The following is a 13,464-nucleotide window of genomic DNA, read 5'->3' as shown; positions in this document are numbered from 1 at the left end:
TGCTTCAGTTTCTTCTCATGCGTTGCAACAGTCGGCTGAGCGTGCTGGCAGGTGCCGTAGGCGACAGCACCTTGTCCGGGTGATGCTCTGCGAGCAGGCCGGCCACCAGTTGTTCAATGGCCTGCACGTAGGGCTCGCGTTTTTGCTGGGGCGCCAGCAGCATGCCCTGGTTGACCACCTGGGACAGCTGCCTGCGGCGTTCGGGAATGTGGGCCAGCAAAGGCAGCTGCAACTGGCGGGCGACCTGCTGGGCGCTCAGTTCCAGGCTGCTGTCGTGGCGGCTGACGATCAGGCGCATGCGCTCACGGTCGATCTGCAACGCATCGAGCTGCTGCAACAGCTCCGCGGTCCAGACCACGCTGGCCACGCTCTGGTCGCACACCACCCAGACTTCGCTGGCACTGGGCAGCACGTCCTTGAGAAGCTCAGGCGCCGTGTTGGCGCCCAGGTCAAGCACGATGTGCTTGAAGTACTGGCTCAGACGTTTGAGCAGGGCTTCCACTTCGGTGGAAGAGGGCGCGCGTGTCTGGCGCGTGAGCGTCAGCAGGCGCAGGCCGCTGTCGTGGCGGGCCAGCGCGCTTTGGGCCATGCGCAGGTCCAGGCGCCGCTGCTGGCTCACCGCATCCGTGAAGCTGAATTCGCCAGGCGTGTTCAGGTAGATCGCGCAATCCCCGCCGGGGTTGCTGAGTTCGATCAACAGGTTGGTCAGGGACTCGGGATCGACGGGATTCGTTGCCGCTGGCGCGGCAGCGATGCCATGCGGGGGCTGGATCGGCGCCGGGCGGGTGAGTCGTGCTTGCAGATGCCAGCTCAGGTGCGCGGCCAGCAGGCTGCAGCCTAGCCCGGAGCGGGCCGAAACAATGGCGGTTTGCGGTGCGCGGGGGGCGCGAATTCCGGCGGCGGGTGTGCCGTTGATCAGATGACGCAAAGCCTGTTGCGCGGCATCGATGGAGGCATCGATGTCGAGGAAATCCTGTACCCCGGTGCGCAACGCGGCCAGCATGCACTGGGCATATTTGATGCGCCCGATCGCCAGGCGCGGGATCTGCGGGTACAGCGCCTGCAGCTGCGTTGCCAGCGCCACCGCGGCATCGAGACAGTGCGGATCGAACTGGATCAGAAACGCATGGGGTTGGTGGTACTGCGCCAGCTCCAGCACGTTGTCCTGAAAACGGGCGATGTGGGCAGGACTGCCCTTGAGCACATGCTGCATCCAGGTCTGGACAAGCGCGCCTTCCGACAACCCGGAATGCACGAGCAGCAGCGGCACCCGCGCGGCCAGGAGGGTGTTGCCCATGTCCGCCGGAGTGAACGGCGCGGGCCCATCCTGTTCCTGCATGGCGGACGGATTGCTCTGCGGCGCAGGCAGCTCGGTGTTGCTGCCCAGGTAGCGGTCGAGGTCGGCGCTGCCATCCAGGGCCGCGGCGGGCAATGCCTCTGGGAGGTCCGCCAGCGCGCGCGAGGCGAGCAGGTCCGACAGCGAGGGCGCGCCAGTTGGATGCTGAACAGAAGGTTCGTTGATCATGGCGTTAATAGGAAAAGCCCGGCACAGCGGAGTTGGCATAGGGGGCACCTACGACGTACGGTGCCCAGACGCCCGCGGCATTGCGCTGTTCCGAGCGCGCACCTGGCAGCATGGCCTCCAGGTTGGTGTTGGCCGGCAGCGGCTGCACCAGGCGCGGCGTCACGATGATGACCAGCTCGGTTTCTTCCTGCGAGTAGTTCAGGTTCTTGAAGAAGGTGCCCAGGATGGGCAGGTCGCCGAGCAGCGGCACCTTGCTGACGCTGGACATGGTGGTGCGGTTGACCAGGCCGCCGATGATGAAGCTCTCGCCATCGGCCAGCTCGACCATGGTGTCCGCGCGGCGCGTGCGCACGGACGGTACCGAGACACCGCTGATGGTCACGCCCTGGGTGAAGTCCAGGTCACTGGCTTCTGGCGCCACTTTCAGGGCAATGCGCTCATTCGACAAGATGGTGGGCGTGAGCTGCAGCTTGACGCCGAACTCCTTGTACTGGATCGCGATATTGCCGTCGCGGCCGGAGGGCACGGGAATCGGGATCTCTCCCCCCGCCAGAAAGCTGGCGCTCTGGCCGGTGTGCGCGACCAGCGTGGGCTTGGCCAGTATCCGGGCCAGTCCATTACTCTCCAGGAAGCCCAGCTGGGCCACAATGCCCTGGCCGCTGAAGGCCTTGCCAAAGCTGAGAACCAGGTTCATGGCGCTGGTGATCGCTGACGAACCGCCGCTGCCAGACGAGCCTGAGCTGCCGCTGCCGGAAGAGCCGCCGCTGCTTCCCGATCCATTGCTGATGCCGGGAGTCGTGATTCCGAATTGGAAACCATGGTCGTTGGGCCCGCCGCTGCTCAAATTCATGCCGGCCCTGCGCATTGCGGATTTCTTGAACTCCACCACCTGCACATCGACTTGCACGGTGTTGCTGGCGACCTGGATCTGCGAACGGTCCAGCAGCACGGCGTCCTTGGGGGCGCTTTGGCGCAGCTCGGCCAGTGCCTGCGCATGCTGCGGCAGCGAGGCCAGGCGCCGCTCCAGCAACAGACGCGGAGCGCTGGCACGCACTTCCCAGGTTTGCGGCGCGCCGTTGACGGGCCAGACCACCAGGGTGGTGCGCCCCGCGGCCTTGGGCGTGAGAAGCAGCTGTGCCGTCTTGGGCGCGCCCGCAACGCTGGAGGTGGTGTGGCTCAGATCGCGCAGCACTTTCACGTCCAGCACCGCGGGGTCGCCCACGGCAATGCGTGCAATGGCCGTGCCGGGATTGAGCAACTGCTGCTTGCCCGTCACCAGATCGAGCACGGCAGCGGTATCGCGCTTGCTCTCCGAACCGTCGGCTTGGGCCGGTGAATACGACGGTTGCGCCGCACCGGGCACGGCGTACCCGTACAAGGCCAGGCTGCCGATGAGACCGAATAAGGTGGATGGCGAAATGTGTTCGGTTTTCATGGTCTCTCCCCTGTGTGCGTACCCGGGGTTTTACGTCGGTGGTCGAAAGTGGCTGCTGCGGAACAACAGGCTGCGGGGGGATGGCGCCGCATCAATAGCTCACGGCCAGCGCATTGCTTCCCTGGTACAGCTCTACCGCCTGCTGGCGTGGTGGCTGGGCGATGGGTGGGCGCACCGTGGCTGCCGCTTGCAACTGGGCCGTCGGGCGGCGTGTGTTGCTCGCTTGTGTTCCCGTGGCCAGGTCCTTGAAGCGCAGGCCCGCAAAGGAGCGGTCCGCGCCCTGCAATGCCTCGCCCTTGCCCAGGCGGCCGGCCACGGGCTGCAGCACGGTGGGCAGGGCCGCGAACAAGGAAGGGTCGGGGACAGAGATGTCGTCCGGGTGGCGCAGGGCCAGTGTCAGCTGGCCGTATTTCTCGGCCAGGGTCAACCGCTCCACATCCGCCAGTGGCACGGCCAGTACGGCGGTGTTGGCGCTGTCGACGCGCGCGTTCTGGCTCTCGCGGCTGCCGCTGCCGCGGCGTGCGGCAATGCCTGTTTCGCGGGCTTCCTGCTCTTGCTGGGCCTTGCGTTGGGCTTCGCTGGGGGGCGGGTTCTCCACGCTGGCCGCGCCATAGGCCAGCACGCGGCTGCGTGACAGCAGCAGGCGGGTCTGCGTGTCCACGGCCGCCTGGTCATTCTTGCCGTCCAGCGTGAAAAACACATCGACGAAATCGCCAGGGCGCACATGGTGGCCGGCTGCCATGGGCTCCTTGACCACGACCGACAGCGCGCGCTGGCCGTTTTCCAGCTGCAGGGCCAGGCCGTTGAGCAGGTGCTGGTCGAACAGGGGCGCATCGGCCGGCAAGGCCATGACCGTGGTGCGGCCGAGCACGCCATCGGTGGCGGCAAAGCTGTGGGCGACCGCCGCGGGCAACTGGACCACTTTGATGTCCTCGGCCGCAAGGCGCTGGCCTGCCGCGATGGGTTTGGCCGCCACCACCACGGAATGCTGTTCCGCCGATTGGGTTTGCGCTGAAGGCACTGTCGTTTGCGGTGGTGCTGCCACGCGTGCCGGCTGGCGGCCGAGCATCCAGGCCCCGATGGCCAGACCGACGGCCAGCACGAGCAGCAGTCCGGCGAAGATCTTGGTGAGGTTCACAGCGTGCGCTCCCTTGCATCGTTATTTTTGAAAATCCGCGAAAACCGCAGGCCTGTCGCCGCACACGCGGCGGTGGGCTGGTGAGAAATGGGGGAGCAGGAGATGCACAACATCGTTTCTGTCTAGGTGGCCAAAGCCTGTGCGTGGCCCAGCACGATCCAGATCGCGGTGAGCGCCATATAGCCTGCGTAAGGAATGCTGCGCTCGATAACGCGCTGTCCGTCGGTTGGCACGGGGCTGGTGGTGGCTGGCATGCCCAGCACCGTGGCCATGCGCAGGGGCAGACGGGCCTGCAGCCAGCTCGCATAGGCACTTGCCTGAAGCCTGCGCCATGCCAGAACCAGCAGACCGTGCACGCCCGCCAGCAGACTGCCGCCCACCCAGATGAGCAGCAGAGCTGGCGAAAAGCCGAACCACAGGCCCAGGGCGGCGGCGCATTTGACATCCCCGGCGCCCATCCAGCGCAGCAGGTAGAACGGCAGCAACGCGGCGAACGCCGCGAGCATGCCGGCCAGTCCTTGCCAGGCCGAAACCTGGAAGGAGTGCAGGTCTCCTGCCAGTGCTGCCAGGCCCATGGTCAGGCCCAGCAGCACCATCCAGTTGCGTACCTTGCGGACGCGGAAGTCCATGACGGCGATGGCGATGAGCCACAGCAGCCAGAGGGGCAGCAAGAGGGCGGGGAAGTGCATGAACGCCTCAGCCCCCAGGTGTCGGCGTAGTCGGGGGCGTCGCGGTACCAGCCGCTTTGAGCGAAGTGGAAATTTTGGTGAAGATCACTTCGAGCTGGCCGCCGAGGGTGCTGAGAATCGTGACGATGGCCACCGCAATCAGTCCCGCAATCAGCCCGTACTCAATGGCCGTCGCACCTTCTTCGTCATTCCAGAAATTCTTGATGAGGTTGGTCATAGCGAGATCTCCATCCAAAGTCAGGCCCATGTGAACAAAACAGTCACTGACGATGGGCTAGCGCCAGGTGCTGCGAGGAAACAGGGAGCGATCACCATCGCATGGCGCTGGTGACGGGGTGGGACCATAGCTTCGGATCCAGCCGGGTCTCCAGCCGAAGCTGCAGGCGTTGGGCGATCACCATGGGGCGTTCGTTCGGTACGGTGTCCGGGATGGCGGCCTGAGCGCGGGCCAGGGCGGTTGGCGGCGGGCCGAACAATTGCTCCAGCCAGTGCTCGGGCAGGTCCTGGGGGAGCAACTGGCCGGTGGTGCGCACCAGCCGCAGCTCGTTGATGCGCTGGTCGTACAGCGCGTCGGCCTCGTCCAGCATGAGGCGCTGCATGTCCAGTTGCGCATCGAGCACCTGGGCGAGGCTGCCCCGGCCCACTTCGAGCAGGCGGCGGTAGCCTTCGAAGGCAAAGCGCGCTTCGCGTACGGCACTCGTGAGCTGGGTTTCGCGCTGGCGGCCGGACTGCCAGCGACCCCAGGCGGCGGAGGCGGTTTCATGCACCTGGCGGCGCACGCTTTCCTGCTGCGCTTCCTGGGCCTGCAATTCGTTGATGGCCTTGAGAATGCGGTCGCGCAGCTCAAAGCCGTTGCCGAAATTCCAGTTCAAGTCCACGCCGTAGCGGGTCCCTGCGTTGTAGAGCACGCCTTTGGGATCGTGCGTCTTGGCGATGGTTGCGGCCAGCGTGGGAAAGCGCTGGGCCTTGCTGCGTTCGACTTCGGCGCTGGCGCGTGCGATCAGATGGCCCATTTCGCGCAGCTCGGCGCTGTGGTTTTCGGCATTTTGCAGCGTGGCCTGCTCGCTCACCGGCATCCATTGCGCGGGCACCTGCAGTTCGGGCAGCCCCTTGTCGGCGGGCGCGTAGTTGAAATAGCGCGTGAAGCGGGCCTGGGCGTCCATGCGCTCGGATTGCAGTCCATGCTGCTGGGCCAGGGCGCTGGCCTGGCGCGAGGCCGCCCGGCGCAAATCATTGCGGCCTACGGCGCCCAGTTCCGCGCGGCGCTCCTCGACGCGCGCGAGCTGACCGATGATCTCCGCCGAGTCGGCGGCGATGCGGGACTTGCGGTCAAAGCGGTGCAGTTCCAGCAAAGCGGTCAGTGCTTCGAGCAGCACGTTTTGCTGGGTGCTGTAGAGCATGCTGCCCTGCGCGGCTTCCATTTGTTCGGCCGAGCGTATGCCCGAGCTGATGGCGCCGCCGTCGAGCAGATTCAGCCGCACTTCGGCGTTCAGGGCGTTGTAGGACTCACGGCGCTGGTTTCGGCTCTGGCCCAGCGTGGCACTGCCCGAGGACGTGCCGACCTTGAAAGTGGGCCAGCGCGCGCCTTTGGCCGTGCTCAGATCATGCCCGGCGGACTCCGCCGCCGAGCGGGCCTTGAGTACGTCCGGGTGTGCGATGAGGAGGGCGTTGAGGGCTTCCAGCAACTGCTGGCGGGAGCTGTTGCCGGCCAGCGAATCCTGTGTCAGCTGCTGGGACAGTTGCAGGGGGGGAGCGCTGGCGCTGGGCGCGGGACCCGTGCCACGTGCATCCACCAGGGCGAGCAGCGGATAGCTTTCTGGCGGATCCTGCTCCGGTGCTGCCGAGGCCAGGGTCCAGGCCAAAGGTGCGATCAGCAGCATGACCCAGGCCTTGGCGCTGGATCCCGTGCCAGAGCGTGCGAAAGCGTGGAGACATGTCATGGGCATCAGGGCTCCCGGAATGCTTCACTCTGGATGTGCAGCACGGGGCGCAGCAGGTACCAGATAAATGGCTCATGTCCCACCAGCAGGTCCAGCTCGGCTTGCATGCCGGTGGTGATGCGGTTGTCGATGCGACCGACCCAGGGTTGTTGCAGGCTGGCCTGGATGCGGAAATATGAGGGCGCGTCGGGGCGGTTGGGATCGCGGTCGGCGTCGGCCGAGACCAGCCGGACCTTGCCTGGCACGAAGCCATAGCGCAAATAGTCGTAGGCCGAAATCTTGGCCTTGGTGGCCTGTCCCGCATGGACATAGCCGCGGTCGGACGGATTGAGGCGGGCTTCGACCATGATTTCATCCTTGTCCGGGACGATTTCAAGAATGGGCTCGCCAGGCTTGATCACCCAGCCGGCACCGGAGCTGCGCAGGCCTTTGACGATGCCGTCGGTCGGGGCCAGCACCACCGTGCGTGTGCGTTGGTTCTGGGCGCGGGAGAGGTCTTCCGAAAGGCTCAGCAGCTCGCGCTCCGTCTGCGCCAATTCATCGGAAGCTCGGCGGCGAAATGTACCCTGCGTTTCCTGCAGCTTGGCCTGGGCCTGCTCGACCTTGGCGCGATTGCTCACCAGGTTTTGCTTGGCAGCGGCCAGGTCGGTGCGCACCAATTCCAGCGCACGTTGCTTGTCGATGACTTCGAGCTGGCCTATGAGCTGCTCGGCTGCCAACTGGTTGGCGATGGCGGCTTCCTGTTCATGCAGGCGCAGATTGTTTTCCAGGCCTTGAATGCGGGCCTGGATTTGCGCCACATCGCCGCGCGCCTGCTCGAGCATGGCCTGGGCGGAGGCCAGGCCACCCTGGTATTCGAGCGCGCGCGCATTGAACGAGCCCAATTCGGCGCGCGCAATCCGGGCGTCCAGGTCGGCAGGGAAGTCCGCTGCCTTGAGCAGGCGGCCCTGGCTTTCGGCGCCCAGGCGTGTCTTGACCGCTTGAGCGGTGGCGCTGCGGGCGGTGAGCTGCTCCAGGTTGAGGCTGGTGCTGCCCAGGTCGATTTCCAGGATGGGCTGGCCCTTGCTGATCTCCTGGCCTTCCTTGACGTGAACGGTGGTGACGATGCCGCCTTCCAGATGCTGCACGGTCTGCACGCGGTCCGAGGGAATCACCTGACCGCTGGCGACGACCACGTTTTCCACGGGATAGAAAAGGCCGACGGCCACCAGAATGGCCACCGCGCAGATCAGCAGGCGTTTGCGGGTGATGCGCCTGGTGTGGACCCGCTCCGCGGCAGCAGCGTCCGCGGCATCGGCATCGGACGTCTCGCCTTTGGCGGCCTGCGAGCGGGCATCCGCGGCCCATGCATGGCGCAGCACCTCGGGCAGATCATCGTCACGGTCGGGCTTCATATGGACACCACTTCCTGCTTCAGGGCAGGCGCTGAAGTGGCTGCTGCGCCCTCGGCTGTGGCCGCATTGCGTGCGACGCCAAACAGCTCTGGCAGCATTTTTTCGGGCGTGCCGTGGTCAACCTGCCCGTCGCCACGCACGTGGTAGATGTGCTGGGCCAGCGACGCGACACGCAGCGAATGGGTCACGACGATGACCGTGTGCTTGACGGCAATCTGCTGCAGCGTCTGCAGCAACGCGGTTTCGCTTTCGAAGTCGAGGTCGCTGCTGGGCTCGTCGAGAATCAGCACCGAAGGATTGCGCAGGAACAGCTGGGCCAGGCCGAGCTTGCGCAGCTCGCCGGCGGACAAGCCCGCGCCGCCTTCGCCCAGTACGGTCTGATAGCCGCCCGGCAGGCGGCTGATGAAGCTGTGCGCGCCGGACAACTGGCAGGCGACGAAAATCTTGTTGCTGTCGGCCTCGGGATTGACCATGCGCAAGGCGTCGATGATGGGGCCGCTGAACCAGTAGGACTGCTGGGGCAGGCAGCCCACCCAGCGTCCGAGATCACGGCGCGAGAACTGGGCCATGTCGTATTCATCGATGAAGATGCTGCCCTGCGTGGGCTGGTACAGCCCGGCGAGCAATTTGGCCAGCGTGGATTTTCCCGCCCCGTTGCGTCCCAGGATGGCATGTATCCCGCCGGGGCCCAACTGCAGGGAAACCTCTTCCAGTGCCAGATGGCCCGAAGGGTAATGGAAGCTGACTTGCTCGAGTCGGAAGGCACCGCGCGGGCGGGGTGGCTCCAGGGTTTGGGCTTCGGGCTCCAGGGGCTCCTCCAGCACCGCCTGCAGACGGACGGTCGCCTCATTGGCGCGCGCCAGGGAGCGCCAGTTGCTGGCGAGTTGGGCAATCGGCCCCAGGGCTTTGCCGGACAGCAGATTGACGGCCATGAGGCTGCCTATGCTCATCCACTGGGCGTTGATGGCGAGTGCGCCCACCGTAATGACGGCAACTGAAAAGAAGGTGAGCAGCACATGGCTGGTTTCCTTGGCGTTTTCCATCTCGCCGTTCTTGCGAAAGCTCTCGGCCAGCCAGCGGTCGTAGCCGGACTGCCAGGACTGCTTCGCGGCATCGTCAAAGCCCAGCACCTTGAGCGTGGCGCGGGCGTTGCAGATTTCGGCCGTGCCGCGGTCCAGCTGGCGGGCCTGGTCAATTTCCACCACACGTGCGCTGCGTACTTCGTCGGCCCACCACCAGGCCAGCACGCTCAAGATGAGCATGGCCACCAGGATCACCGGCAGCACCGGCCAGGCGATGATGCCCACCACGACCAGGGCGATCAAGGCCATGGGCAGGTCGAGCAGGGAGGCCGCCAGGCCGCCGGACACGCAGGAGCGCATGGCGCCGATATCGCGAAACAGTTGCAGCCATTGGCTGGCCGAGCGCCGCTCCAGCGTCAGCAGTGGATGGCGCAGCATGCCATTCATGAGGGCTTGCGTGACTTCCCGGTCTATGGTCGCGCCCGCTTCGCGCAGGGCACGGGCACGTCTGCGGCGCAGCCACAGCTCCAGGCTGAGAAAGCAAAGAACACCGGCGACCATGGCCGTGAGCGTCGCTGTACCGCCGCGGGAGATGACCCGGTTGTAGACCTGCAAGAGAAAAATCGAGGGCAGCAGACCCAGCAGGCTGATGGGCAAGGAAAGCCATGCCGCCTGACGCAAATGCCGGGATGCTTTGTCGAATGAATCCGCAATGGCCGTGGCACACCCCGCAGCCTTATCTGCCTGCAGATTTTTGTCTGTGGCCTTGAGCAAATGACGGGGGAGCAGGTATTGAAGCATGGGAGCAGGGAAATCTTGGTTTTATGGTCGGATCACCGGTCTAAACTGCGAAAGAACTGGAAATAACCATTGTTTTTTGATTTTTCGAAGGCGATAGTTTTTCCCAATTACGATGAATGACTGGAGAGATTTCTAACTGCGTATTGATCTGCATCAAGGTGTGTTTATATTAGTTTAGTTTAGTAATCAATTGTTATTGTCTATAAATGATTGTGGGTTTTTGAATGGGTGAACTGATGCATAGTTTTTGTCTATTTATTGGATTTGTGTGTGTGGGATAGGCAATCGTGTGCGGCATGTTTCGTATGGCTGCACATCTTCTTGAGTGCTTGCGGGTGGCTGTAACAGCTTGAATCAAATGTTAAGAATTGGATTCGCCTTGGTTTGATAGCGAACAAATGCGAAAATTGCTGTCAGGTTTTTTCGATTTTTGTAAATTCATCAAAATATGGGATTGCCAAACTCAAAAAATCAAAGAAGAATGCGCACTCCCGCGCAGGGGTGCGCTTTGGGGCTGGTGTGAAAACTTCGTGATCGCTTACGGGTTGAACAGCTTGTAGGTGGAGAACGCGGTTAACAGCAACAGCGCGGCCGCGCTGCAGTTGCTCACCAGATCGGAACCTGGCGCCAGCGAAAGCAGCACCGCCTGCTCGCGCGAGAGTGGGGCCAAGGAGGGCCAGCCGGGGCCGGATGATCCGTTGACCTCTCTGCAATAAAAATGCCTATGGGCCAGCGCCCAGCGAAGATAGTGCTTATCTCGCAAGGCGCCGTGGCATGGATTCAGCAGTGAAATTTCAGCAATGGCAATGGACTGCCAGCGCTGGTTATCAAAACCATCAGCATAGAAGTCGTCATTGCTCTGACGATTTATCGGGGGTGGCTTGAGGAATGCTTCCGGAATTGGTTCTGGCGGCAATACGCCCGCCTGCCTGGCTTTGAATGCTGGCGATTGTCCAGTCTCATTGGCGACATGGATTTGGCATTGATCGAATGCGTCCAGTGCCAGCGATGTCCATGGCTTGGCCTGGGCGGAAGCGGTGCTTTCCAGGGAGTTTAGATTCTCGGCCAGCTGCGCCGTATGGCCTATGAGGTTGGGAAAGTCGCGGCCGCCCTGTCGGCTGGAAATATACCGGGTGTAAACCAGTAGACGCATGGCTTGCTCTATGTGCGCGGTATCCGTACGCAAGAGCCAGGAGTCGGTGTTCTTCCCGGGGTATGCAATGGCCCGGTCTATGGCCTGGGCCAGCATGGCATGTGCCGGCTCGGTTGCAGCAACATGGCGTTGCGCGAGCAGCAGGGCGTAAATCATGCCCAGATGGTCGCAACCCATCACATTCAACCAGTTGCCATCGCGTTGCTGTTGCTGGCAAAGCATGTCTACCGTCGGAATGAATGGCTGCCATGGATCGATGGGCGAAGCGGGCGTGCACCGCGCCCCTGGCATTCTTGGCAGGACGGTTTGCACGCCATTGCTGTCCACATGCAAGCCCCGCAGTCGCAGCAGCAAGTTGGCAGGCGTGACCGCGGGGACATTGTTGACAGGCACGCAGGTTTTCAGCCGCGTGTGCAGCGTGGCCTGGCTGACGTTGGACAGCTCCATCGGCGGCAGGAGTTCGGCGTACTCGAGGTCTTCGTCTGCCAGCGCCCATGCGGAAGCCGAATCCAACTGACAAAGCCAGGGGATTCGGCTGTCGATCACCGAGACTTCTTGCGGCCAGTCGATGCGCAGATCCACGGCGCTCAGTTGGCGTACCCATGCCCACTGACGCACGCGGGTCGCGCCTTCGCGCCACGCCGCTTCCAGGGTGTCCCTGCGGACAATGAAAACGCAAGCATCCTGTCCTTCGGCGGTCACTGTGAAAAACAGCATGCAGCAGGAGTACGGCTCGGGAAGCAGCGTGATGTGCGCTTCCAGGTACCTCAGGCTTGTGCTCAGCTGCAAGGCCAGCGTGATCGATACCTCTTCGGGTTGAACATCGATCTTCGCCGGTACAGCCTGCCTGATGTCGGTGAGTGAGGGCTTGTGGGTCAAGGCTTTCATCGCACGCAACTGATAAGAGAGGGGGGAGCGCGCTTACCGATACTCGAATTCCACGCGGCGATTGCGCTGATGTGCCGCTTCGCTGGTGCCTGTGTCGGCAAGGCGTTCCTTGCCGTAGCTCACGGCTTCTATCCGGTTGCTTTCCACGCCCAGCAATTCCAGGCTCTTGCGCACGGACTCCGCGCGCTTTTGCCCCAGCGCGAGGTTGTATTCGATGCCGCCACGCGCATCGGTGTGCCCCTGGAGCATCAGCGACTGTTGTGGATGGTCGCGCAGCCAACGTGCATGGCTTTCGACAATCGGGCGATCCGTCTGGCGCACGGTATATGCATCGAAATCGAAGTAAACAATGCGCGCCATCTGGTCCGGCTTGACCGGCACAGGCTGAGTCTCGACCGGAGCGACTCTGGAACTGGCAGGGGCGGCTGGCGCTTTGCCAAACGCATAGTGCCCCTCGCTGCGTTGTGAGCGGCTGCTGGACGTGGTGCCGCAGGCGGTCAGGCCGCAGGCCAGCAGCAGGGTGATGTAGAGCGGGTAGTTCTTGGTCATGGCAAATCCTTGCGTGCCCCTGTCACTGCCCAGCAGGGCTGTGGCAGGGGCGTTGTTGCGACGTGATGGGCCGCGGTGGAGAATCAAGCGATCAGGTTGTGCTGCAACTGCTGGGGCAGGATGGAATGAAAGGCCGCGTCGCCTGCATCCGACAGGCTGCTGATCGCCACGGCGATGCCTTGTTCCGCCCCGGATTCAGCGCTGGCGAACGCCTGGGGTGCGCCGTTGCCGAGCAGGCCACCCGCCAAGCCACCGTTGCCGCCGAGCAAGCCCCCGAACAGGCCGTTGCTGCCGGTCACTCCGGACAGCAAGCCACCGACCAGACCTTGGTCGCCCAGCAAGCCACCGACCAGGTCATTTCCGCCGGTTACACCGCCCACCAGGCTGCCCACCAGGCCGTTGTCGCCGACCAGGACATCCACCAGGCTGTGGTCGCCGGTCAAACTGTCGACCAGGCCGTTGTCACCGGTCAGACCGGACAGCAATCCGCCGACCAGGCCGTTATCGCCCAGCAGCCCGCTGACCGGTCCGTTGGCATCGGTCGCGCCGGACAACAGGCCACCGACCAGGCCGTTGTCACCCAGCAGTCCGCCGACCAGATCGTTGCCGCCAGTCACGCCAGACAGCAGGCCGCCGACCAGACCGTGGTCGCCAAGCAAGCCGTTGTCGTCCAGCAGACCGCCGACCAGACCGTTGTCACCCAGCAGGCCCCCGACCAGATCGTTGCCGCCGGTCACGCCGCCCAGCAGACCACCGACCAGGCCGTTGTCACCCAACAGGCCGCCGACCAGGCCATTGTCGCCAAGCAGACCGCCGACCAGGCCGTCGTGACCCAACAGGCCTCCCACCAGATCGTCGCCACCGTTGACACTGCCGAGCAAACCACCGACCAGGCCGTTGTCACCCAACAGGCCACCGACCAGGCCGTTG

At 63.9% G+C, this 13,464-nt stretch carries 10 protein-coding genes and 1 pseudogene; all 11 read right to left on the bottom strand.

Going from position 1 to position 13,464, the window contains the following annotated elements; genetic code table 11:
* Nucleotides 1–4: 4 nt before the first annotated feature.
* The gene (locus N0K08_RS20800; RefSeq protein ID WP_261502326.1) at nucleotides 5–1,525 is read right to left on the bottom strand and encodes an AAA family ATPase; all 1,521 of its coding nucleotides are present in this window, start codon (nucleotides 1,523–1,525) and stop codon (nucleotides 5–7) included.
* A gap of 4 nt (nucleotides 1,526–1,529) precedes the next feature.
* Nucleotides 1,530–2,960 carry a type II and III secretion system protein family protein gene (locus N0K08_RS20795; RefSeq protein WP_261502324.1) on the bottom strand — a complete coding sequence of 477 codons (1,431 nt, stop codon included), beginning with the start codon at nucleotides 2,958–2,960 and terminating at the stop codon, nucleotides 1,530–1,532.
* Nucleotides 2,961–3,051: 91 nt separating this feature from the next.
* Nucleotides 3,052–4,098: a Flp pilus assembly protein CpaB gene (cpaB, locus tag N0K08_RS20790; RefSeq protein WP_261502323.1), complete on the bottom strand. Its 1,047-nt coding sequence runs from the start codon at nucleotides 4,096–4,098 to the stop codon at nucleotides 3,052–3,054.
* A gap of 122 nt (nucleotides 4,099–4,220) precedes the next feature.
* The gene (locus N0K08_RS20785; RefSeq protein WP_261502322.1) at nucleotides 4,221–4,787 is read right to left on the bottom strand and encodes an A24 family peptidase; all 567 of its coding nucleotides are present in this window, start codon (nucleotides 4,785–4,787) and stop codon (nucleotides 4,221–4,223) included.
* Between the two features lie 7 nt (nucleotides 4,788–4,794).
* Entirely contained in the window at nucleotides 4,795–5,004 is a 210-nt protein-coding gene (locus tag N0K08_RS20780) for a Flp family type IVb pilin (protein WP_261502321.1), read from the bottom strand.
* 91 nt (nucleotides 5,005–5,095) lie between these two features.
* A complete protein-coding gene (locus tag N0K08_RS20775; RefSeq protein ID WP_261502320.1) occupies nucleotides 5,096–6,727 on the bottom strand; it encodes a TolC family protein in 1,632 nt (543 codons plus the stop codon).
* A gap of 5 nt (nucleotides 6,728–6,732) precedes the next feature.
* Complete coding sequence (locus tag N0K08_RS20770; protein WP_261502319.1) at nucleotides 6,733–8,121, bottom strand: HlyD family type I secretion periplasmic adaptor subunit; 1,389 nt, start codon at nucleotides 8,119–8,121, stop codon at nucleotides 6,733–6,735.
* Nucleotides 8,118–9,944 carry a peptidase domain-containing ABC transporter gene (locus tag N0K08_RS20765; protein WP_408642990.1) on the bottom strand — a complete coding sequence of 609 codons (1,827 nt, stop codon included), beginning with the start codon at nucleotides 9,942–9,944 and terminating at the stop codon, nucleotides 8,118–8,120. The genes N0K08_RS20770 and N0K08_RS20765 overlap by 4 nt, the downstream gene beginning before the upstream one ends.
* A 538-nt stretch (nucleotides 9,945–10,482) precedes the next feature.
* Entirely contained in the window at nucleotides 10,483–11,985 is a 1,503-nt protein-coding gene (locus tag N0K08_RS20760) for a hypothetical protein (RefSeq protein WP_261502317.1), read from the bottom strand.
* Between the two features lie 33 nt (nucleotides 11,986–12,018).
* Nucleotides 12,019–12,534: an OmpA family protein gene (locus N0K08_RS20755; RefSeq protein ID WP_261502316.1), complete on the bottom strand. Its 516-nt coding sequence runs from the start codon at nucleotides 12,532–12,534 to the stop codon at nucleotides 12,019–12,021.
* 83 nt (nucleotides 12,535–12,617) lie between these two features.
* Nucleotides 12,618–13,464: pseudogene (locus tag N0K08_RS20750) on the bottom strand (hypothetical protein); the annotation flags it as partial.

It is taken from the genome of Acidovorax bellezanensis (assembly GCF_025421555.1).
GTDB lineage: Bacteria > Pseudomonadota > Gammaproteobacteria > Burkholderiales > Burkholderiaceae_C > Comamonas > Comamonas bellezanensis.
This window is presented reverse-complemented; position numbering and strand designations above follow the sequence as displayed.